The organism is Mesorhizobium sp. P2_B11 (assembly GCF_056404855.1).
This window is the reverse complement of the sequence record NZ_JBFUDF010000004.1, coordinates 158171-178496: the sequence shown is the minus strand read 5'-3', so window position 1 is coordinate 178496 and position 20326 is coordinate 158171. Positions and strand designations below refer to the sequence as shown.

20 protein-coding genes are annotated in these 20326 nt (G+C 64.8%); 5 read left to right on the top strand and 15 right to left on the bottom strand.

Annotated features, from left to right (window positions below; all coding sequences use genetic code 11):
• The first annotated feature begins 7 nt into the window (after positions 1–7).
• The 5 genes from AC1DYJ_RS14370 to AC1DYJ_RS14350 are packed head-to-tail and all read left to right on the top strand — an operon-like array spanning position 8 to position 4625.
• Complete coding sequence (locus AC1DYJ_RS14370; RefSeq protein WP_477288326.1) at positions 8–880, top strand: ABC transporter permease; 873 nt, start codon at positions 8–10, stop codon at positions 878–880.
• On the top strand, positions 880–1677 hold the full coding sequence (locus AC1DYJ_RS14365) for an ABC transporter permease (RefSeq protein WP_477288324.1): 798 nt from the start codon (positions 880–882) through the stop codon (positions 1675–1677). Before AC1DYJ_RS14370 ends, AC1DYJ_RS14365 begins: the two co-directional genes overlap by 1 nt.
• Entirely contained in the window at positions 1674–2789 is a 1116-nt protein-coding gene (locus AC1DYJ_RS14360; RefSeq protein WP_477288322.1) for an ABC transporter ATP-binding protein, read from the top strand. Before AC1DYJ_RS14365 ends, AC1DYJ_RS14360 begins: the two co-directional genes overlap by 4 nt.
• A 22-nt stretch (positions 2790–2811) precedes the next feature.
• Positions 2812–4197 carry an NAD(P)/FAD-dependent oxidoreductase gene (locus tag AC1DYJ_RS14355; protein WP_477288320.1) on the top strand — a complete coding sequence of 462 codons (1386 nt, stop codon included), beginning with the start codon at positions 2812–2814 and terminating at the stop codon, positions 4195–4197.
• 59 nt (positions 4198–4256) lie between these two features.
• The gene (locus tag AC1DYJ_RS14350) at positions 4257–4625 is read left to right on the top strand and encodes a cupin domain-containing protein (protein ID WP_477288318.1); all 369 of its coding nucleotides are present in this window, start codon (positions 4257–4259) and stop codon (positions 4623–4625) included.
• Between the two features lie 25 nt (positions 4626–4650).
• On the opposite strand, the gene AC1DYJ_RS14345 is transcribed toward AC1DYJ_RS14350, so the two are convergent.
• The 15 genes from AC1DYJ_RS14345 to AC1DYJ_RS14275 form a co-directional block, all read right to left on the bottom strand.
• Positions 4651–6294: an MFS transporter gene (locus tag AC1DYJ_RS14345; RefSeq protein WP_477288316.1), complete on the bottom strand. Its 1644-nt coding sequence runs from the start codon at positions 6292–6294 to the stop codon at positions 4651–4653.
• 248 nt (positions 6295–6542) lie between these two features.
• A complete protein-coding gene (gene asnB / locus AC1DYJ_RS14340) occupies positions 6543–8411 on the bottom strand; it encodes an asparagine synthase (glutamine-hydrolyzing) (RefSeq protein ID WP_477288314.1) in 1869 nt (622 codons plus the stop codon).
• 127 nt (positions 8412–8538) lie between these two features.
• Positions 8539–8805 (bottom strand): flagellar biosynthesis protein FliQ, encoded by a 267-nt coding sequence (gene fliQ / locus AC1DYJ_RS14335; RefSeq protein ID WP_192254461.1) that lies wholly within the window; start codon positions 8803–8805, stop codon positions 8539–8541.
• 26 nt (positions 8806–8831) lie between these two features.
• Complete coding sequence (gene flgD, locus AC1DYJ_RS14330; RefSeq protein WP_477288311.1) at positions 8832–9239, bottom strand: flagellar hook assembly protein FlgD; 408 nt, start codon at positions 9237–9239, stop codon at positions 8832–8834.
• Entirely contained in the window at positions 9239–9679 is a 441-nt protein-coding gene (gene flbT / locus AC1DYJ_RS14325; RefSeq protein WP_477288309.1) for a flagellar biosynthesis repressor FlbT, read from the bottom strand. Before flbT ends, flgD begins: the two co-directional genes overlap by 1 nt.
• Positions 9676–10023 carry a flagellar biosynthesis regulator FlaF gene (flaF, locus tag AC1DYJ_RS14320; protein ID WP_477288307.1) on the bottom strand — a complete coding sequence of 116 codons (348 nt, stop codon included), beginning with the start codon at positions 10021–10023 and terminating at the stop codon, positions 9676–9678. Before flaF ends, flbT begins: the two co-directional genes overlap by 4 nt.
• Before the next feature lie 30 nt (positions 10024–10053).
• The gene (locus AC1DYJ_RS14315) at positions 10054–11097 is read right to left on the bottom strand and encodes a flagellar hook-associated family protein (RefSeq protein ID WP_477288305.1); all 1044 of its coding nucleotides are present in this window, start codon (positions 11095–11097) and stop codon (positions 10054–10056) included.
• A 3-nt stretch (positions 11098–11100) separates the two neighbouring features.
• A complete protein-coding gene (gene flgK, locus AC1DYJ_RS14310; protein WP_477288303.1) occupies positions 11101–12555 on the bottom strand; it encodes a flagellar hook-associated protein FlgK in 1455 nt (484 codons plus the stop codon).
• Between the two features lie 176 nt (positions 12556–12731).
• Complete coding sequence (locus AC1DYJ_RS14305) at positions 12732–13985, bottom strand: flagellar hook protein FlgE (RefSeq protein ID WP_477288301.1); 1254 nt, start codon at positions 13983–13985, stop codon at positions 12732–12734.
• Positions 13986–14064: 79 nt separating this feature from the next.
• Positions 14065–14733 (bottom strand): response regulator transcription factor, encoded by a 669-nt coding sequence (locus tag AC1DYJ_RS14300; protein ID WP_112559323.1) that lies wholly within the window; start codon positions 14731–14733, stop codon positions 14065–14067.
• A 222-nt stretch (positions 14734–14955) separates the two neighbouring features.
• Positions 14956–15543, bottom strand: a complete 588-nt coding sequence (locus AC1DYJ_RS14295; protein ID WP_477288354.1) for a transglycosylase SLT domain-containing protein — start codon at positions 15541–15543, stop codon at positions 14956–14958.
• On the bottom strand, positions 15476–16873 hold the full coding sequence (gene fliK, locus AC1DYJ_RS14290) for a flagellar hook-length control protein FliK (RefSeq protein WP_477288299.1): 1398 nt from the start codon (positions 16871–16873) through the stop codon (positions 15476–15478). Before fliK ends, AC1DYJ_RS14295 begins: the two co-directional genes overlap by 68 nt.
• Complete coding sequence (locus AC1DYJ_RS14285; protein ID WP_477288297.1) at positions 16870–18294, bottom strand: chemotaxis protein MotC; 1425 nt, start codon at positions 18292–18294, stop codon at positions 16870–16872. Before AC1DYJ_RS14285 ends, fliK begins: the two co-directional genes overlap by 4 nt.
• A complete protein-coding gene (locus tag AC1DYJ_RS14280) occupies positions 18291–19700 on the bottom strand; it encodes a MotB family protein (protein ID WP_477288295.1) in 1410 nt (469 codons plus the stop codon). The genes AC1DYJ_RS14285 and AC1DYJ_RS14280 overlap by 4 nt, the downstream gene beginning before the upstream one ends.
• The gene (locus AC1DYJ_RS14275) at positions 19697–20323 is read right to left on the bottom strand and encodes a hypothetical protein (RefSeq protein ID WP_477288292.1); all 627 of its coding nucleotides are present in this window, start codon (positions 20321–20323) and stop codon (positions 19697–19699) included. The genes AC1DYJ_RS14280 and AC1DYJ_RS14275 overlap by 4 nt, the downstream gene beginning before the upstream one ends.
• Between the last annotated feature and the right edge of the window lie 3 nt (positions 20324–20326).

Below are 20326 nucleotides of genomic sequence, written 5' to 3'. Positions count from 1 at the left end.
GAAGACCGTGAGCGCGTCCGATCCCATCGCCCAACCCGCCGCCGATGCGCGGCCGGGTCGGGCATGGCGGCCGTTCGCGCTCGCGGCGCCGGCGCTCATCTTGCTCATCGCGGTGATCGGCTATCCGCTCGCCACCATCGTGCTGCGCAGCCTGTCGGAACCCGAATGGGGTCTGCAGAACTACACCTGGTTCTTCGGTGCGCCGGTGAACCTGACGGTGCTGCAGCGGACTTTTACCATCTCGGCCTGGGTGACGGTGGTCTGCGTCATCGCCGCCTATCCTTACGCCTATCTGATGACAGCGGTCGGTCCGCGCATCCGCCTGGTGCTGGTGCTTTGCGTGCTGATCCCGTTCTGGGTCAGCGGCGTGGTGCGCACGCTGTCCTGGGTCATCCTGCTGCAGGATTCCGGCGTCATCAATTCACTGCTGCGCTCGGCCGGGTTCAGTGGCGTCAAGCTGATCCGCACCCAGACCGGCGTCGTCATCGGCATGGCGCAAGTGCTGTTGCCGTTCATGATCCTGCCGCTCTATTCGGTGATGAAGGGTATTGATCTCAGGCTTATGCGGGCGGCGCAGAGCCTTGGCGCGCGACCGTCGCGCGCGTTCTTCACCGTCTATTTGCCGCTGTCGCTGCCCGGCGTCTATGCCGGCGCGATCATCGTCTTCATCCTGTCGCTCGGCTTCTACATCACGCCGGCTTTGCTTGGCGGGCCGCGCTCGACCATGCTGTCGACGCTGGTGCAGACGCAGGTGCTCAGCCTGCTGCAATGGGGCAGGGGCGGCGCCATGGGCGTGGTGCTCTTGGTCACCACCTTCGTGCTGTTGGCACTCGCAGCACCGGTGATGCGGTCCAGGCACCGGGAAGCGGGGCGGCGCTGATGGAGATGAAGCCGCTCACCCGCGTCCTTCTCGGCCTCGTCTGCCTGCTGGTGGCGATATGGCTGGTGGCGCCGACACTGGTCGTGGTGCCGATGTCGTTCAACGAGAACAAATCGCTGGCGTTTCCGCCGCAGGGCTTTTCCTGGCAGTGGTACGAGAATTTTGCCACCAATCCGGACTGGTCGTCGAGCTTCCTCAACTCGCTGAAGGTCGCCTCGATCGTGGCTGTGCTGGCGACGGTGCTCGGAACGCTTGCCGCCTTCGGCCTAGACCGCATGAAGGCGCGGCCGGCGAACCTTTTGCGCATGCTGATGCTGACGCCGATGGTGGTTCCCGGCGTGGTGCTGGCCATCGGCATCTACGCCGTCTATCTCGACACGCAACTTGTCGGCACGCTCACCGGCTTCGTGCTCGCCCACACCATCCTTGCCCTGCCCTTCGTGCTGATCGCCGTCTCGGCCAGTCTCGAAGTGTTCGACAGGCGGCTGGAGACGGCCGCCGCGAGCCTCGGTGCCGGCGCGCTCACCACGTTTCGCACGGTGACGCTTCCGTTGATCGCGCCCGGCGTGGCGTCCGGACTGCTGTTCGCCTTCGCCACCTCGTTCGACGAGATCGTCGTGTCGCTGTTTATCACCAACCCCTATCTCAAGACATTGCCGGTGCAGATTTTTGCCTCGATCACGCGCGACGCCGACCCGACGGTCGCGGCCGTCGGCACGATCCTTTTGTTCGCCACCACGATCCTGATCGGCGGCGGCATGCTTCTTCTTGGCCGCGAGCGGAAAGGACGCCCATGAACCCGGTGCAGGCAAGCAGGGGCGCGGCGATCGATCTGGAAGGGATCAGCAAGGCCTATGGCGGCTTCAAGGCGCTGGATGGCGTGTCGCTGCGCATCGAGCCGGGCGAGTTCATGACGCTGCTTGGCCCGAGCGGCTCGGGCAAGACGACGACGCTCAACGTGATTGCCGGCTTTACCGATGTGAGCAGCGGCAAGCTGCTGGTCGGGGAGAAAAGCGTCGTCGGCGTGCCGGCGCACAAGCGCAACATCGGCGTCGTCTTCCAGCACTATGCGCTGTTCCCGCATATGAGCGTCGGCCGCAACGTCGCCTATCCCCTGACGCTGCGCGGCGTCGATCAGGCAACGCGGCAGGCGCGCGTGGCAAAGGCGCTCGACATGGTCAAGATGGGCGATTTCGCGCACCGCTATCCCAGCGAATTGTCGGGCGGCCAGCAGCAGCGCGTGGCACTCGCCCGTGCCATCGTCTTCGACCCGCCGCTGCTGCTGATGGACGAGCCGCTCGGCGCGCTCGACAAGAAGCTGCGCGAATGGCTGCAGCTTGAGATCAAGCGCATCCACCGCGAGCTCGGCACCACCTTCGTCTATGTCACGCACGACCAGGAAGAGGCGCTGGTGCTGTCGGACCGCATCGCCGTGTTCAACCGCGGACGCATCGAACAGGTCGGCACCGGCCGCCAGCTCTATGACGAGCCGGCCACGCTGTTCGTCGGTCGCTTCATCGGCGATTCCACCGTGCTGCGCGGCGAGGCGCGAAGCGATGGCACCAGCACCGCGCTGAGCATCGCCGGCGAGACGGTGACGGCGCCGCGACGGTTGGCAGGCGAGGCCAGCCCGGTGATGCTGCTGCGTCCCGAAAAACTCGCAATCCGCCGGCCCGGCCAAAGCGCTGCCAATGGCGCCAACCGCCTGTCGGGGACGATCGCGGAAGCCATCTATCTTGGCTCGGAATCGAAATACGAAGTGAAGCTGGCAGACGGCTCCGCGGCAATCGTGCGCTCACCGCTGACCGGCGAGAGTTTCGGCCTCGGCGACAACGTCGAGCTCTGCTTTGACGGCACCGACGCCAAGCTGCTCGCCGACGACAGCACCGCCGATACCACCCTCACCTAATCCCCGTCTGAAAGTCATTTTCATGCAAGCCAAGCGCAACGGCGACATATCGTTCTGGTATGCGGATCTGGGGGCGGTTCCGGTGCCACGGCCGCCCTTGCCTGGGAACATCGAGGCCGATGTCGCCATCGTCGGCGCCGGCTATACCGGCCTGTGGACCGCCTACTATCTGAAGAAGGCCAAGCCTTCGCTGCGCGTCGTCATCGTCGAGCGCGAGTTCGCCGGCTTCGGCGCCTCGGGCCGCAATGGCGGCTGGCTGTCGGGCGGCTTCAACTGGTCGCGCGAAAAGTACCTCAAGACGTCGAGCCGGCAAGGCGTGATGGCGATGCAGGCGGCGATGGCAGGCTGCGTCGATGAGGTGATCCGGGTGGCGACCGAGGAAGGCATCGACGCCGACGTTCGCCGCGTCGACAATCTGACGGTGGCCACCAATCCAGCACAGCTCGAACGCGTGCGCGAGGAGTGCGAGACGATCCGCTCGTGGGATGTCGATCCGAACCGCGTCGAGATGCTGGATGCCACCGCGGCGCGCGCGCGCATCAACATCAGGAATGTCATGGGCGGCTTCGTCGTTCACGGCCAGGCGCGGGTGCAGCCGGCCAAGCTGGTACGCGGGCTGGCCGATGCTGTCGAGCGGTTGGGCGTGCCGATCTATGAGAAGACGACGGTGACCACGATCGCCAAGGGCAGCGTGACGACGGACCGCGGCACGGTGCGGGCAGAGACGATCATCCGCGCGACGGAAGGGTTCACCGCCGGCATCCCTGGCGAGGAGCGAACCTGGCTGGCGCTCAACAGCGCCCAGATCGTGACCGAGCCGCTGTCGCCGGAGCTGTGGCGCGACATTGGCTGGGAAGGGCACGAGCTGCTCGGCAATGCGGCGCACGCCTATTGCTATGCCCAGCGCACGCGCGAGGGGCGCATCACCATGGGCGGCCGCGGCGTGCCTTACCGCTACGGTTCGCGCACCGATGTCAACGGGCAGACGCAGCAGGCGACGATCGACCAGTTGCATACGATCCTGACGACGCTCTTGCCGCAGACCAAGGGATGCCGCATCGATCATGCCTGGTGCGGTGTGCTCGGCGTGCCGCGCGACTGGTGCACCACGGTCGGCCTCGACCCCGCCACCCGCATCGGCTGGGCCGGCGGCTATGTGGGGCTCGGCGTATCGAGCTCCAACCTTTCGGGGCGCACGCTTGCCGATCTTGTTCTTGGGGCAAACACCGAACTGACGCAGCTGCCCTGGGTCAACCGCAAGGTTCGGCCATGGGAGCCGGAGCCCTTCCGCTGGCTGGGCGTGCATTCGATGTATCAGCTCTACAGCATCGCCGACCGCCGCGAGGCCGCAGGGCTTGCGCACACCTCGAAGCTGGCCGCGCTGGCCGACAGCATCACCGGCCATTAGAGCCAGTTGTTCTCTCGCAATTCCCAGAGGAAACCGCTTTCCCGGAATTGCTCTCATCCATGGAGCCCTACTTGATCGATCTTTCGACTTTTCATGATCTCGCCAATGCCGAGATCGGCGCGTTCTCGCCCAAGCCGACCTCCATCGAAGGCGATCAGGTCGAGGCCGTGCGCTCGTTCTTCCAGTCGCCGGACGGCAGCGTCGATATCGGCATCTGGGAATGCACGCCCGGCCGCTTCACCGCCGATCGTTCGGATTCGTCGGAGATCTGCCACATCATTTCAGGACGCGTGGAACTGAGTCGCATTGACGGCGAGGTGCGCGAACTCGGTCCGGGTGACCTGCTGGTCCTGCCGAAGGGCTGGAAGGGCGAGTGGCGGATACGCGAGACCACGCGCAAACTCTACGTGATCCAGAGCGCGGGCTGAGGGGCGCCGGCGGGCATTGACGGGATCAGTGGTCGATGGGACCTTTCGGCGAGACCAGCGCGGTGCCGGCGGTCGTCGGGCGTTCGATCAGGCGGCGCACGCGCGGCGGTTCGTCGCCGCTGTGCAGCGCCCGCACCCGCTCGGTGACGACGGCGTCGGCATGCGTGGCGCGCCGGTTGTGGCGGATGTATTCCAGCCAGGTCGGCGTGTGGTAGTGCTCGATCCAGACCGCGGGATTTTCGAGGTCGCGCGCCAGCGTCCAGTTGCGGGCGCCGTCGCGGCGGCGGATGCGTCCGCGCTCGGCCATGGTGGCGAGGAATTCGGGCACGTCCTCGTCGCGAATGACATACTCGATCATGATGGCGATCGGGCCGCTGCGCGGCTTGAGGTCGAGGCCGAGATGCGGCTCCTTGAAGCGGTTGAGCGGATCGAGGTTGAGCGCGGCCTGCTGCGGCAAGGGCAGAAGCAGGCCGATGGCGCCACCGACAAGCATCGCGATGGCGGCCGCGATCAGCGCGGTTTCAGCGCCATGCGCATCAGCGACGACGCCCCAGATCCAGCTGCCCAGCGCGATGCCGCCGAAGGTCGCCGTCTGGTAGACCGAGAGCACCCGGCCGACGACCCAGCGCGGCGTCGACATCTGCACGGTGACGTTGAAATGCGACAGAGCGATCACCCAGCAGGCACCGCCGATGAGCAGGCCCGCCGATGTCTGCCAGGCATTGTGGCTGATGGCGGCGTTGAAGGCGCAGACGGCGAAGCCGCCGAAGGCCATGCGCACCATCGTTTCGCTGGACAGCAATTGCCGCAGACGCACGCTGATCAGCGCACCGCCGACGGCGCCGATGCCGAAGGCGCCAAGCATGATGCCGTAGGTCAGTGCATCGCCCTTGACGACGTCGCGCGCCACCAGCGGCAGCAGCGCCAGCACAGCACCCGCGCTGAAGCCGAAGGCCGAGCCCCTGACCAGCACCTTGCCGATGTTGGGCGACATGGCGACATAGCGCAGGCCGGCGCCCATCGCAGCGCCCAGCGTTTCGCGCGGCAGCGTCGAGACCGGCAGCTCCGGCTTCCAGCGGAAGAGCACGACGATGAGGCCGATATAGCTCAGCGCGTTGGCAGCAAAGGCGGCGGCCGCGCCGGCGGCGGCAACGATGATACCGCCGATCGCCGGGCCGACGCTGCGCGTCAGGTTGAAGCCGAGAGAATTCAGCGCAACAGCCGCCGGCAGCTTGTTGCGCGGCACCATGTCGCCGACCGACGCCTGCCAGGACGGGTTGTTGAGCGCGGTGCCGCTGTCGATCAGGAAGGTGAAGGCAAGCAGCGTCCACGGCGTCATCCAGCCGTTCCAGGTGAACAGCGTCAAAAGCGCCGAGACAACCAGCATGAAGACCTGTGCGATCAGCATCACCTTGCGCCGGTTGAAGCTGTCGGCAATGGCGCCGGCGACGAGCGCAAACAGCATGATCGGCAGCGTTGTCGAGGCCTGGACCAGCGCCACCTGATAGGGCGAGGTGGCGATGGTGGTCATCATCCAGGCGGCGCCGACGCCCTGGATCAGGCCACCGAAATTCGACACCAGGCTGGCCGACCAGACGGCGCGAAAAATACCATGCCGGAACGGCGCCAGCGCCGAAACGCGTTCGCTGTCCGGCTCGTCATCGATCATCAGACCTGTCCCACCTTCATGCGCTGGTTGCGTCCGCCGGGACGACAATCATGGCATCCGTTTGAAATAGAGCACGACATCCAAAAGGGCGAACGCCTCTTTTGAAAAAGATCATGGTCCAACAACAGGGTAGCAAGGCGAAAATACGTCAGCCGGCAAGGGTTCGCTACCCAGGGCGATGTTCTCGTTGGTCCACCGCGCCGGGGTATCGGCGGGGTACCGGCCCCGGGGCTATCGGCTGGGCAAAGTCAGCTTCTGTCCCCGGCGGCGGCATGCAGCGCTTCGGTGAGCCGGCCGGTCGTCTCGCCGCCGGCGTGAAGGCGCAGGAAAAGCTCCATCCCGACAAGCCGCAGCCTGGACGGTTCCTCGCGCCGCGCCAGCTGGATCATGTTCTCCAAGCTGGCTGCGGGCCACTTCATGGCATCGCGCAGGAAGCCGCCGCGCAGCAAAGTCTCGGTGCCGGCCGAAAATTCGGACGATATCTCGAAGCCGATCTTGCGCGCCTGGACGTTCTGACGCGGAATATGCTTTTCAGCGACCTTCCGCAAAAGCCATTTTCCTGTCTTGTCGCGGTGCTTATGCCGCCTCGGCAAATGGATCGCGAAGTCGATCAGCCGGTTCTCCAGGAACGGGACCCTGAGCTCGACGGACGCCGCCATGCTCAGCCGGTCGTGCCGGTTGAGTATGTCCTGCAGATGGGAATAAAGGTCATAGAGGCAATGTCCGAGGAAGGCACGATCGACGGGTGGCGCTACCGGCTGCAGGCGGTCGAAAATCTCGGTCTGGAGGAAGTTCAGCTCGGGCGACAGGGCGCGCAGGACCATGCTGCGGTCCATTTGCGACTGGCCACCAGCCGAGACCTTGTAGGGGGCATGGCGCAGATGTTCGAATTTCCGGTCGAGCGAGCGCTTCGAATGCAACAGACGCCGCGGCCACGACCAGGAACGCCACTTCCTCATGCTCAGGGCCTGCAGAGCGTAACCGCCAAACAATTCGTCGGCGCCTTCACCCGTCAGCAGCACCTTGATGCCATCGGCCCGGCATTGTTCGGCAAGCGCCAGCAGCCCGACATGGCTGGCGTGCCAGCCATCGCTTTCCAGATGCCAGATTACCCTTGGCCAAAGCTCGAAAAACCGGTCCCTGTCGACCGGCACCCGGCGCAAGGGCACACCGACATGGCGGCCCGTGCGTTCGGCATCTTCGGCTTCGCTGCGGCCGAGCTGCGGGTCGACGACATAACCATGGACCTCCGGCCTGAACCGCTTTGCCAGCGCCGTTATCAGGCCGGAATCGACGCCGCTGCTGCAGGCGGTGGCAACGCCGGTATCGGCGATGCAGTGAAGCCCGACGCTGTCCTTGAGCAGTGCCTCGAGCGTCGCCATGTGCTCGGCATCGGAGGCCACGTCGCCGGTGATGCGCGCCGTCTCCAGCACATCCAGCACGTGCCAGAAGCGGCGCTTTTCGATACCGCTGTCGGTGATCTTCCACAGGCCGGCGGGCGGCAGGCGCTCGATGCGGTCGAACAGGCTGTAGCTGGAATCGCGGCTCTGCCAGGCAAGCCGCAAGGTGATCTCGCGGCTGTCGATGTCGCGCACAAAACCGTCGCAGGCGAGGAGTGCCTTGTCCTCCGAGGCAAACACGATCCGATCCGGCATCTCCGTCACCGACATCGGCTTGATGCCGAGACGATCGCGGGCAAGCCACAGCGCACCGCTGCGGGCGTCGAAATAGGCGAAGGAAAACATGCCGTCGAACAGCGGCACGGCCTTTTCAGGACCCCAGTGATGCAGGGCTTCGAGCACCACTTCGGTGTCGCTGACAGTTCGAAAGACCAGGCCTTGCGCCTGCAGTGTTTCACGCAGCAAGCGGTAATTGTAGACCTCGCCATTGTAGACGAGCACGCCCTGGCCCGATGCGGTCAGCATGGGTTCGCGGGCGGCGGGCGAGGGGTCGATGATGGTCAGCCGGCGGTGCCCCAGCGCCAGCCGATTGTTGCTCCAGCTGTCATGATCGTCGGGGCCGCGATGCACCAGCGCCTGCATCATGCGGATCACATCCGACAGGTCGTTGGCGTCGATCGGGCTTCGCTTACGCCAGACGCCGGCTATTCCGCACATGGCCTGCCGGTCGATTTTGTCTGGATCATGAGTTGCAATCTAGCTGGAACCAAGCAAGCTGCAAGCGGGACTCTCCATGACGCAATTCCGGACGGAAAACCGCGCCCCACTTTTCCTGGAATTGCTTTTAGAACCCGTTTTCGATGCGCTCGAAGATGACGTTGGTGAAGGCCGAGATCTGGCTGCCGATGAACGGGCCGGTCAGCGCCACCACCAGCATGATGGCGACGATCTTGGGCACGAAGGTCAGGGTGATTTCCTGGATCTGGGTCAGGGCCTGGATCAGGGCGATGCCGATGCCGACCGCCATGGCCACCAGCACCACCGGCGCGGAAGCGACGAGCACCGTCCACACCGCGTACTGGACGATGTCGAGAGCGTCGGCCTCGTTCATGTGAGCGCGCCTCTACGGAAACCGGTCTAGCTGGCCGGCTTTATCGAAACGCCCGCACCGACCGGCACTTCGGTGCCGTTCTGAAGTACCGCGATCAGGCCGTTGCTGGCAAGCTTGACGGAGGCCACGACGCCGGTCGTCTTGCCGTCGGCCGAGGTGATCGAACGGCCGATCAGTGCGTCCGCCTGCGACAGCGCCGAGGACTGCATGATCTGGTCGAGCTTGGTGTTGGTCTGCACCGATTGCTCGACCTGCGAGAAGGTGGCGAGCTGGGCGACATACTGCGTCGAATCCATCGGTTTCGTCGGATCCTGGTTCTTCATCTCGGCGATCAGCAGCTTCAGGAACGACTGGTAGTCGACCGCTGTCTTCGACGTCTGCTGGGTGCCCTGGTTGGCGCCAGCCGGGATCTGTGTCGTCATGTCTACATTCATCAGTGTGCTCCCACGGCCACCGGGCGCTTCGCGCCCTGAACATCGTCATTGCCGCCAAGTGCGCGGCGTTCGAGCGGATAAAGCGCACGGATCGCCTTAAGCGCTTCATAAATATGGTCTTCGCCGACCATGCGGTCGATTTGCTTCAGCGCGCTGTTGATCTGCTCGTCCTCGAAGCTCGCCAGAAGCAAGGGCAACGAGCGGCGGAACATGGCGCGTGCCTCGACGGCGCCGGCCGGGTTCATCAGCATGACCTGCAGGATGAAGTAGAGCTGCTTGAGCGGTGTCGAGGCCTCTTCGGCCTGGATGACATGGTTCTCGAGCAGGAACTGCACGTCGTTCATCAGCTCGACGGTGACCTTGCGGTCGACGCGGATGACGGCGCCGTTGATGTAGATCTTCTCGTTCGGCTTCAGCGATATCTTCAGCGTGTTGGTCATTGAATGCCGTCCCGGATGATCTGGGACACTTCGATCAGGCCTTCGAAATTGTTGGTGCGGCCCTGGCGGATGTCCTCGGCCTCGCGCAGCAGCCACAGGCCGATGGAGATGAGGTTGGCGCGCAACTCCTTGGGCAGGACATTGTCGCTGGAGCCGAGATCCTCGACGAAGGTGGTCCAGACCCGGTTGGTGAAGTGCAGCGCCTCGATCGCCTCCATCGAAGTGTGGCCGACAGCCGCTGCCGCCGACAGCATTTCGATCGAGCGGGTCAAAAGCTGCCGCTCGCGATCCTTCGCGTCGGTGACGGAGTCGGTCTGGATGTCGGCGTAGGAGAATTGGTACATCGTTTGGCTCTACCGTTGCGGTTGAGATTGTCAGGTCAGGTAGTTCAGCAGGCTCATCTGCTGCAGGCGCGCGGTCAGCGCGAAGGACGTCTCGATATGCTGCGTCAGATCCGCGACGCGGGTGGCGGCTTCGGCCGGATCGACGCCTTCCAGATCGAGGATGTGGCGTTCGAAGAGATCGACCTGCGTCTTCATGCGGTCACTGGCGTCGGACACGCGCTTTTCGGCAAGGCCGGTCTCGGCTTGCAGCTGGCCGAGCCCGCCGAGCGCCTCGCCGACCATCGCCTGGGCGCGGCCGACAACGGTGGTCTTCGCCGCCTGGCTGATGTTGCCGGAAAGCAGGCTTGTGACCATGGCGGAAGCCATGGCGAGTTTGCGAATGCTGTCGTCATTGGCGCTGGCCGAGGTCTGGGTGGTTTCGCCGAGCGAAATGCGGCTGACGATCTGCTGGTCGGTGGCATTCGACCAGTTGGCCTGCCAGCCCGCACCCATGAACTGCGGCACGACATTGCTGGTGATGAAGCTGTCCATCTGGGCCGCGGTGATGTTGGCGGCGAGCGGATCGGTCTGCGGGAAGCCGAAATAGGAGGCGAAGGAAGCGTCGAATGCAGCCTTGGCCGGCGAGCCGGCGGCGGTGAAGTCGTCGATCGGCTTGACGTCGGTGTTGGTGCCGGCAAACAGATATTCGCCGTTGACGCTGGCGTTGAGGATCGAGGTCATCTGCTGCACGGCGGCCTTGCCGGCTTGCTGTGTGATGGTGCTCGAGGAATTGCCGGCGGCGGTCAGCGCGGTCAGCAAATTCTGCGCCGTGTCGGAGAGCTGGCCAAGCGCACTCTGTGTCGAGGACAGGCGCGCGGTGACCAGCGAATTGGAATCGATGATGACGTTCAGCCGGTCGAGATCGCGCGAGAAGGTCACCGCCTGCGAGGTGCGCGCGCCGAGCGCCAGGCCGACATCGGCGACGGTGCCGGTCGTCGATTCCTTGGTGGCTTTGACCAGTTCGGCCTGCATGCGCATCTGCTGATAGCGCGCGGCGTTGGAGAGGGCGGCTGAGGAGACGGATGTGGCTTTCATGGCTTATCCCACAGCATCGAGCAGCGACGACAGCATGTCGTCGACGGTTTTCATCATGCGCGCCGAGGCCTGATAGGTGTGTTCGAGGTCGAGCAGCAGGGACATCTCCTGATCGACATTGACGCCGGTGTCATTGGACAGCGCCTCGGCGGTGCGCGATGCCAGCGCTTCCTTGGCATCGGCATTGGTCGAGGCCTGCTGGCGCTGGCCTTCGAACCAGCCGATGGCGTTGGCGGCGTAGTCGGAGACGCTGGAGGTGACGGTGATGCCGGCCGAAGCGTCGAAAGGCATCGGCTTGTCGAGCTTGTCGCCATAGCCGATCAAAAGCTGCGAATAGGAGGCGTTGCCGGCGGTGTTGGCGATATAGGCAGCGCCATTGGCGCCGCCGTCGCGCAGCAGAACCGGGTTGCCGCCGACGCTCGGATCCATTGCGGCGTTGACCTTGATCGAGCCGGCAAGGCCGTCGATCAGCGTGCCGGCGGCCGGAATGGCGGGCGCGCCGGACCAGGTGAACAGGCCGGTTCGGTCGGGCTGCGCGGGTGCTGTCTCGGCAAAGGCGGTGATGAGCCCGCGCGCGACTTCGTCGAGCTGGCTCTGCATGGTCGCGGCGACGCCGTCGCGCAAGGTGATCAGCCCGGCGAGCTTGCCGTCGGCGCTGGAGTTGCCGCCGGTGCCGGCGCTGACCGGCACATTGTCGATATAGATGGTGTTGCCGGGCGTGCCGGCGGTGTAGCCCGCCGACGGCGTGAAGCTGACCGAGCGCGGAATGGTCTCGAACAGCGTCGTGCCGTCCTTGGTGGTGATGACCATGTCATTGTCGCCACGCGTGAAGGTCGATACCGGCACATAGTCGGCGATCTTCTTCAAAAGGGCGTCGCGCTGGTCGAGCGCGTCGGACGCGTCCGTGCCCGAACGGGTTGCGGAGATGACCGCCTTATTGGCATCCTGGAACTGGCTGAGCAGCGATTTGAGATCGTCGACGGCCGTCGATATTTCGCCATCGGCCTGGGTGCGGAAATCCTGGATCGCGTTGGTGCCGTCGTTCAGCGCGCGCACCACCTGCTGGGCCGCGTCGATGACGCTGGAACCGAGGTTCTGGTTGGATGGCGTGGCGGCGTAAAGCTGCAGCGCGTTCTGCAGGTTGCCGATCGCGGTCGAGGCAGAGGAGGCGTTGTCGACGCCGTTGACGGCAACGGCGAGGCGGTCAATGCCGCTGTAAAGCGTGCTCTGGCCGCTCCAGGCCGATTGCGCGCTGAGGTTCTGGCGAAACAGCAGGGCGTTGGCGGCGCGCTGGATTTCCACCGAGCGGGCGCCGGGCGCGCTGCTGACGACGACCGCCGTGCGGCGGGCGTAGTCAGGATTGCTAGCGTCGGCAATGTTACGGGAAAGGACGCTGGTCTGCTTCGATGTGGTCTGAAGCGACTGTTGGGCTATGGTCAATGCGGAAGTCAGCGACATGCGGGTCTTTCACGAGGCCAGTGGGGAGGGGATGACGTTTCTGCCCTGTTGGCGGCGTCAGCGTTCGGAAACCTCCAATTCCAAACCACACCGACTGGTTTGCCGGTGTGGCCTTGAATTCGAAATCCGCGCACCGCGCTGCTCTGGTTTGGGTTCATCCCACTAGCGCCCGTCGTTTATCTCTTCAGGTTGACAAGGACATCCATGAGGTCGGAACCGGTCTGGAATACTTTCGAGTTCGCGGTGTAGCTGCGCTGCGCCGCGATCATGTTGGTCAGTTCCTCGGCGATATCGACGTTGGAGTTTTCGAGCGCGCCGGAGATGATGGAGCCGAGCTTGCCTTCATTGGCAAAGCCGATGCGCACGGTGCCGGAGTCGGTGGATTGCGCATAGACGTTGCCGGGCAGTGCGGTGAGGTTGTCGGCGCTCTGGACGTCGGCCAGCGGGATCTTGAACAGCGGCTTGGTCGAGCCGTCCTGATACTGGGCGTAGATGACGCCGTCCTCACCGATCTGGATCTTTTCGATCGTGCTGGGGGCGTTGCCGTTGACCTTCGCTTCGGAGACGGTGAAGCCGGTTCCAAGCTGGGTCAGTTTAGACAGATCGAGATCGAGCGACGCGCCGCCCGGTACGGGGATCGTAATCGAGTCGACCGCGCCGGTGATTTTACCGGTGGTGGTGTCGAAGGTCAGGTTGGCCGAGGCCAGCGCGCCGCCCGTATAGGGGAAGGATGTGCCGGGCGTCGCCTTGGACTGGTCGAACACCGAAACCGACCAGGTGCCGGTGCCGGTGTTGGTGAAGTAGACATCGAGCAGCTTCTTGTTGCCGAGATTGTCGTAGGTGACGATCGAGGATTTCGACGTGTACTCTGCCGTCGCGCTGTTGGTGGACGGCAGCGGACCGGCGGGCGGGGTGGCGCCGGCCGGCAGATTGGCGTTGAAGTTGCCTGTGGTGCTGGGCGTCGCCGTCATTTCCTGGTCGGAGATCTCGACCGGCACCAGCCCTTCGAAGCCGTTGGCGGTGGCAGCAGGCACGCCGTTGGCGTAGCTGTAGGCCATCAGCTGGTAGCCGGCCGCGTTGACCAGCCTGCCCTGCGCGTCGGGAACGAAAGCGCCGGCGCGGGTGAGGAAAGGCGTTCCGCTGGGGTCCTGGACGACGAAGAAGCCGTTGCCGTTGACTGCTAGGTCGGAGACCGAGGTCGTGTACTGCAGCACGCCCTGGGCGCTGATTGCCGAGCGTATCGTGGTGTTGACGCCGCCGGAATTATAGGCGCCGCCGACCTGCGGCATGATCAGCGTCGAAAACTCGGCCGAGGATCGCTTGTAGCCGGTGGTGTCGGAATTGGCGATGTTGTCGGCTGTCGTCGACAGGCGGTTGGCCTGTGCGTTCATCCCGGAAACGCCGGTCCGCATCATTCCGTAAAGGCTCATCGAAACGTCTCCTCAATGCCCATGTCTGTGGTCGCGAGGGTATAATTTCTGTCTTGCGCGAGGCTGGCGCAGACCGCCATCAGAACACCAGCCGGTAGCCGAGGAAACGCTTGGAATCGATCGGGTCCTGGCCGAGCTTTTCGCGCAATTTCTTGCGCAATTTGGAGATGTGGCTCTCGACGACGTTTTCCTCGACCTCTTCGTCGAAGATGCCATAGATGGCGTTGAAGACCTGGGTCTTGGTGACGCGGCGTCCGCGGTTGCTCGCCAGATATTCGAGGATGCGTCGCTCACGGCGCGGCAAGGGCAATGGCTGGCCGTCGATCTCGGGATCGCGACCGTCCATGAAGATGCGCATGGCGCCGATCTCGGTGTAGCTGACGTCCTCATGGGCGCGGCGGCGGATGGCGGTGATGCGGGCCAGGATCTCGCGGATATGGACCGGCTTGCGGATGACGTCGTCGACGCCGCTCTCGAACAGCCGCAGGGTGTTTTCAAGCGAGTGCTGTTCGCTGAGCGCAATGACCGGAGCGCCGGTGCGGTCGCGGATCTGGCGTGGCGAGATGGCGCCTTCGCGGCAGTCGCCGATGAGGAAGGCGCGGACCGACTTCAAATCTGTGTCTGCTGCCGATGTCACCCACTCTCCGAATTCGCCAGGTGCGAAGCCCGCACAGGCGACCCCCTCGCGATCGAAAAGTGAGTTATACCCCTCAGTTACGAGCTCACGCTCGTCAACGATTACAATCATCGGCCCCGCCTCCGAATCAGATCATCTGCCCCGTGGGAAGAGGCGTAACCGGTGGCGAGAATCCTGAACAACCATCATTTCTTGTAGCTATTTTCTTGGGAGTTATTTCGGCTTTCGAAATAACAGCAGTCACAGGGTTGTATCGTCGGTTGCCGATACGGGTGACGCGCCGGGGCATCGGCGGGCTCGCGGCTTGGTCACATCTGCGAGAGGTGGTTGCGACTATGGGTTGCAGAAGCTGCGGGCGTTCGACGTCCATTTGCCGAAGCCGGTGGCGACCATGTTGGCGATGACGCGGCAGACATAGAATTTCTGCGCGGGATCGTTGTCGGGGCCGGCGTGGTAGCGGGCGACGGCCATCGACCAGCTGACATGGCGGGCATGCAGGCTGGCCAGGAAGCGCGCCGCGTAGTCGACATTCTGGCGCGGGTCGAGCATGTCGTCGACGCTGCGAAAATGCGATGCGTGATAGTGATGGTTGATCTGCATGCAGCCGAGATCGATGAGCGTCTTGCCCTCGCGCCGGGCCGCTTCGAAGGTCGCCAAAGCCTCGCTGCGGCTCCTTGGGAAAACGGCTTTTCCTCCTATATTCAAGGCATTAGGCTGAAGGCTGCCCTTCTTGCCGGTCTCAGTCAGGCCGACGGCATAGAGGATGCCGGCCGGCACGCCATAGCGATCGGCGGCGCGCAGGATCTCGGGCTCGCAAGGGTTGGTGGCGGCGTTGGCCGGTCCGGTGCCGAGGCTAGATAAACATATCGTCGCCAGCACGCTCGCGAACAGGCGCTGCAGGGCGGCCGAATTCCTGGGCATCGTCATTACGGTTTCTTCCCGACTGCTGGCCGCCCGAACCCGCATTGTTGCCGCTCGAGTTCCCGGGCTGAAAAGCTGACTGATCGCGGCCCTGCGGCATCGGCTGGGAGTTCGCCGCGTCGCTGCGCGCCGGCGCATGGACTGCTATCGAGGGTTGCAGGATGGTGACCTTGTCAACATCGAAACCGAGCCCGCGCAATGACTTGACGATGGCATCGCTGTCGGTGGCGAGACGGCGGTATGCCTCATGGGTTTCGGGCTTCAATTCTATCGAAAGTTGTTCCCCGGCGAGCCTGAGGCTGGCCGTGACCATGCCGAGCTCGGCCGGGTGAAGCTCGATCTTCAATATATGTGTCGGAACGGCAACAGAACCGGTCGTCTGGGCGCTCGTCGGCGGTGTCGAAACCGCTTGCTGCAGGCCGTTTTCCGAAGCGAGTGCGTCGATCAGAGCCGACGTCGTCTGGTTCATCGGGCTCTGCGCCGGTGCCGGGAAACTCTGCTCGGCGACAAGGTCGACGCGCCCCGCGGACGGCGCCTGTTTTTCGGGTGTGGACGATGCAGCGGGATGGGCTCCATCGATGGCCTTCCTCGACGGCGCAGACCGCTTTGCCTCAGATGCTGAACCGTCGCTTGCCGGCCCGTCCGCCGGCAGAGTTGGCGTCGCGCCATCCGGGATAGGCGGCTTGCCGGACTGGGGTCCGATCGTGGCCAGCTTCTGCCTCGGATCCTGTGCGGAAACGTCGGCGCCGGCCTTGGCCCGCTCGGGGCGTGGTGTCGTGTCGAGGCTGTTGTCGGGGCCGGATGTCGTGCGGAATTTCTTCAACGACAGAGGCGGCGTCTGCGCAGGAACGGTCTCGCCGTCGAGCGCCGGTTGTTCAGTCTGTTCATTCGCAGCAGGCCCGTTCCCGGTCGCCCTGGCCGCCGAGAAACGGTTGATATCATGCAACGCTATCAGCAATGGCAGATGGTCCTGCAGCGGAGCCGTGCCTGCCTCCTGTCCATCCGCCTCGGTGTCAGCTGATGGCTTGTCCGGACCGCTGTCGGCATGATCCTTTGCGGCTTTCCCGACAACCGGTTTGGCGGCCGTCTTGCCCGTCTCCGCGTGTGCTGTCTCGCCCTTGACGGGACCGGCCGCGCTGCGTCGTGTCCAGCGTGGCTCGTGCGGCGCGGCTTCGGTTGCTCCCTGGCCTTTCTGCATCGGCGGATTGTCCCCGTCGCGCACCAGTTCACCGAAGCTTTTGTCGTCGCCCTTGGCGTTCGGCGCCGACTGCTTCGATCCAGCGTGCACGGGTACAAATCCCGGCAGGGCTTGGCCAACATTGGTGGTCATTTCGGGGCTGCTCCAAGCATCTGGTCGATCAAATCGAGCTGGCGACGCGTCTTGGCCATGGCGGCGTCGGTGGGATCGGCGGGTTCGGCCCCGGCAGGCGCCGATGCCGGCACGACTGGCGCCGCATCGCTGGCGGTGGCGACTGCAGGCGCTTGCGGCGCCTTTGTCTGCGGCGTGCTTTGTGCCTGCGCGGCTGGCTCGCCTGGCGCCTTCGGCTGGTCGGTTGCGGCCGGTCCGCCCGATGCGCTGGCTGCTGGCTGCTCCGGCATTGCGCCTTCGACCGGCGGCAGTTCGGGCTCATCGGGATTTACTGCAGCCGCGGTCTTGACCGGCTCCTGTTTGGCCGCGGCAGGCGCGGGCTTGTCGGCAGGCAGCGGCGCCGGCGGCGCGATCACTTCGCCGGCCACGGCCTGCGCGGCATCGAGCAAGTCGCGGTCGCTCTGCGAAAGCTGGCTGCGATCGATCTTGGAAAGCTTGGCGCGGACCTCGTCGACGGTGCCCGACGTCACCGTGGACAGGCTGGAATAGAGTTGGGCGCGTGGGTCGTCGTGATTGTGGATTCCGTCGCGGCCCAGTTCTGCCCGGGCCGAGGCAAAGGCGGAGAGATCGGCGAGGCCGTCGATCGCGGCGCGGCGGGCGATGCGCAGATAGATAACCGTCTCGCGTTCGGGATCCATCATTGCGGTGATGTCGGCGAGCTTGTCCTGGCTGATCGCCATGTGCAGCGTGATCACGCCGGACACGAAGGCGTCGGCAAACTGGCTGGCATAGGGCGAATAGAGGTAGTCCTCGACATACTGCGTCGAGGCAAGCGCGAAGCGCGCGCCGTCGCCTTGCGCGGCGGCGATGCCGACCGAGCGGCGCAGCGCTGCTTCCTCGACCAGCGTGCCTGGGCTGAGCAGGCGAGCATCGTCGAGCAGGGCAAGTGCTGCGGCCGGTTGCTCGGTGGCGAGCAGTGAGCCTTTGACCAGCGCCAGGAAGGCACCGAGATCGGTGGGCAGCGTCATCGGGTCGATCGGCTTCAGCGCCTCGATCGCGGCCGCCGGGCGGCCATTCAGATAGTCGACAATGCCCTTGGCGATGGCAAGGCGTTGCGGGTCGGTCTTGGCGCGCGACACCGCCGCCTCGACGGTGACGGGGTTGCCGCCGCTCATGCCATAGACCAGCAGAGCGCGAAAATTCTTCGGGTCGCTGAAGTCCTGCGCGTCCGCCGCACGCAGCCTTGCGTCGGTCATTTCGAGCAGCTTGGCCTGCATCGGCAGCGCGGCATGGTCGCCGGCGGCGATGCGGTCCTGCACCAGCTGCAGCGAGCGCACCAGCTGATAGGGCTGCAAGCCGTCCTCGGCAAAAGCTGCCGGCACATGGACAGCGCTGAGCAGCAGCAGGCCGATGGCGCGGCCGATGATGGCGGAGCGCCTCATCCGTCGGTCGCCATCAGGATCTCGATGCGGCGGTTGGCGGCCGCCATCGGGTCGGCTTCAATTTTCGGCTCACGGTCGGCGAAGCCGGCGACCTCAGTGATGCGGCGCTCATCGACGCCGCCGCGCACCAGCATGTAGTAGGCGGAATGGGCGCGCGCCGTGGACAGCCGCCAATTGTCGTAAGTGTCGCTGCGGAACGGTCGCGCATCGGTGTGGCCGTTGATGCTGATCGTGCCTTTCTGTTCGTTGACGATGCGGCCGATCTTTTCCATCGCCAGCACCAGTTCACGCCGCGGCACTGCCGAGCCGATCTCGAACATGCCGAAATCGAACTGGTCGGTGATCGAGATGACGACGCCCTTGTCGGTTGCCTCGACGGAGACGCCGTCGTGCAGTTTGTCGCCTGGCTTGAAGGCCTCGGCCAGTTCCTGTTTGACCTGCGCCGCGGCCTTGACGGCGGCGGCACTCGGCGCCTTTTCCGTGGCTTCGGGCTTGGGCGCGGTTTGAGCTTCAGCGGCTTCGGCCTTTGCAGCCCCTGCCTTTTCGGCAGCGGCCTTCGCGGCTTCAGCCTTGGCCTCTGCCTTGACCTCAGCCTTGGTCTGCGGCTTGTCGGACGCGGATTTCGCCAGCGGCTGCAGTGGCGCATCGACCACCGGCGGCGCTGGCGGCACGGCCTTCACTTCAGCCACTTGCTCCTTTGCGGCTTTGTCGCCGGGCTTCACAGGATCGCCTTCGATCTTGCTGCGTTCGGCGGTGGCTTCGGCGCCTGGTGCGGCCACCTGCTGCGACCAGAAATCCGGCGCGAACGGGTCACGGTAGGATTGGCCGCCCGATGCGCCAGTGGCCGGGCCGGACGCCTGCGCGCCGCCATCGCCCTTTTCGCTGACATTCTGCATGACGCCGGTGTCGGTGGCGATCTCCGACAGCACCGCATAGGGATCGGCAAACAGATGCTCGTCGGAAAGGTCTGTCTTTTGCTCCAGATCCTTCGTCTGCTTTTCGGCTGGCGCGCTCGCTGTACCCTTTTCCGAAGCCGCCGAAGCGCTGCTCTCCGCCGTGCCGGAAGCGCCGCTCTCGTCCTGTCCGCTCTTGCTGGTCTTTTCCTGCGGGTCGCTTGACGATTGGCCGGCCGCGCTCGGACCGTTGCCGAGGTCCTCCAGGCCTTTGCGGCTGGCGTTGCGGTCGACCAGCTTGACCGGGTTGAAATAGCTGGCGACGGCGGCCTTGGTCTGCTCGTTGGCGGCATTGATCAGCCACATGACGAGGAAGAAGCACATCATGGCGGTCATGAAATCGGCGAAGGCGATCTTCCAGACGCCGCCATGGTGGGCGTCGTCGTGGTCGTCGTGACTGCGCCGCACGATGATGATCTCATGCGGGTGCTCGGCGGCGTCGGCGGCACTCATGACAGGGCCTCGGACAAGGCAGAAGACCATTCGGCGATACGGGTTTCGAACACCGCCTCGTCAATGGCGACGGTGAGGTCGAAGCCAGGCGCCTCGACGAAATCGAGATTGGCGGCGCGCGGCCCAAGCGAAGCCTTCAGCGTCTCGAATAGCGACAGCGGGCCGCGCACGGCGATGCGAACCGCCTCGCTGTCGCCGACGGCTTCGCGGATCGTGCCGGCAAGGGCTTCCAGCGAACGCTTCTGCAGGTCGTCGCTGACGATGCCGCCAATGATGCGGGCGACGGTGGCGCCGACAAGCTCGCTGACCTTCGCCTCCATGGCGTCGATACGGGCAGCAACGGCTACGCCGACATCGCCGCCGAAGCTTTCAAAAAAGGCCTTTGCCTCATCGGCGCTGGCCTGGCGTTCCGCTTCGAGCGCTGCCTCGTGAGCCACGGCAAGGCGGGCTTCGAGGGCCGCTTCGGCATCGACGACCGCTTCGGCGATCAGCGCGCCGATGTCGGCCTGCGGCGCCGGCGTCTCCGGCCTTGGCTCGGCCTTGGTCGCGAGCGGTGGCTGGCCGGCGCGCTGGGTGCGTGCGCCGAAATCCGGCAAAAGGTCGAAAAGCGCTGCCGAGACCATGGT

Excerpts from the sequence above, each read along its gene's own strand:
- AC1DYJ_RS14365 (WP_477288324.1), top strand. The coding sequence starts at position 880 with ATGGAGATGAAGCCGCTCACCCGCGTCCTTCTCGGCCTCGTCTGCCTG.
- AC1DYJ_RS14360 (WP_477288322.1), top strand. The coding sequence starts at position 1,674 with ATGAACCCGGTGCAGGCAAGCAGGGGCGCGGCGATCGATCTGGAAGGG.
- AC1DYJ_RS14355 (WP_477288320.1), top strand. The coding sequence starts at position 2,812 with ATGCAAGCCAAGCGCAACGGCGACATATCGTTCTGGTATGCGGATCTG.
- AC1DYJ_RS14350 (WP_477288318.1), top strand. The coding sequence starts at position 4,257 with ATGGAGCCCTACTTGATCGATCTTTCGACTTTTCATGATCTCGCCAAT.
- AC1DYJ_RS14345 (WP_477288316.1), bottom strand. The coding sequence starts at position 6,294 with ATGATCGATGACGAGCCGGACAGCGAACGCGTTTCGGCGCTGGCGCCG.
- asnB (WP_477288314.1), bottom strand. The coding sequence starts at position 8,411 with ATGTGCGGAATAGCCGGCGTCTGGCGTAAGCGAAGCCCGATCGACGCC.
- fliQ (WP_192254461.1), bottom strand. The coding sequence starts at position 8,805 with ATGAACGAGGCCGACGCTCTCGACATCGTCCAGTACGCGGTGTGGACG.
- flgD (WP_477288311.1), bottom strand. The coding sequence starts at position 9,239 with ATGAATGTAGACATGACGACACAGATCCCGGCTGGCGCCAACCAGGGC.
- flbT (WP_477288309.1), bottom strand. The coding sequence starts at position 9,679 with ATGACCAACACGCTGAAGATATCGCTGAAGCCGAACGAGAAGATCTAC.
- flaF (WP_477288307.1), bottom strand. The coding sequence starts at position 10,023 with ATGTACCAATTCTCCTACGCCGACATCCAGACCGACTCCGTCACCGAC.
- AC1DYJ_RS14315 (WP_477288305.1), bottom strand. The coding sequence starts at position 11,097 with ATGAAAGCCACATCCGTCTCCTCAGCCGCCCTCTCCAACGCCGCGCGC.
- flgK (WP_477288303.1), bottom strand. The coding sequence starts at position 12,555 with ATGTCGCTGACTTCCGCATTGACCATAGCCCAACAGTCGCTTCAGACC.
- AC1DYJ_RS14305 (WP_477288301.1), bottom strand. The coding sequence starts at position 13,985 with ATGAGCCTTTACGGAATGATGCGGACCGGCGTTTCCGGGATGAACGCA.
- AC1DYJ_RS14300 (WP_112559323.1), bottom strand. The coding sequence starts at position 14,733 with ATGATTGTAATCGTTGACGAGCGTGAGCTCGTAACTGAGGGGTATAAC.
- AC1DYJ_RS14295 (WP_477288354.1), bottom strand. The coding sequence starts at position 15,543 with ATGCCCAGGAATTCGGCCGCCCTGCAGCGCCTGTTCGCGAGCGTGCTG.
- fliK (WP_477288299.1), bottom strand. The coding sequence starts at position 16,873 with ATGACCACCAATGTTGGCCAAGCCCTGCCGGGATTTGTACCCGTGCAC.
- AC1DYJ_RS14285 (WP_477288297.1), bottom strand. The coding sequence starts at position 18,294 with ATGAGGCGCTCCGCCATCATCGGCCGCGCCATCGGCCTGCTGCTGCTC.
- AC1DYJ_RS14280 (WP_477288295.1), bottom strand. The coding sequence starts at position 19,700 with ATGAGTGCCGCCGACGCCGCCGAGCACCCGCATGAGATCATCATCGTG.
- AC1DYJ_RS14275 (WP_477288292.1), bottom strand. The coding sequence starts at position 20,323 with ATGGTCTCGGCAGCGCTTTTCGACCTTTTGCCGGATTTCGGCGCACGC.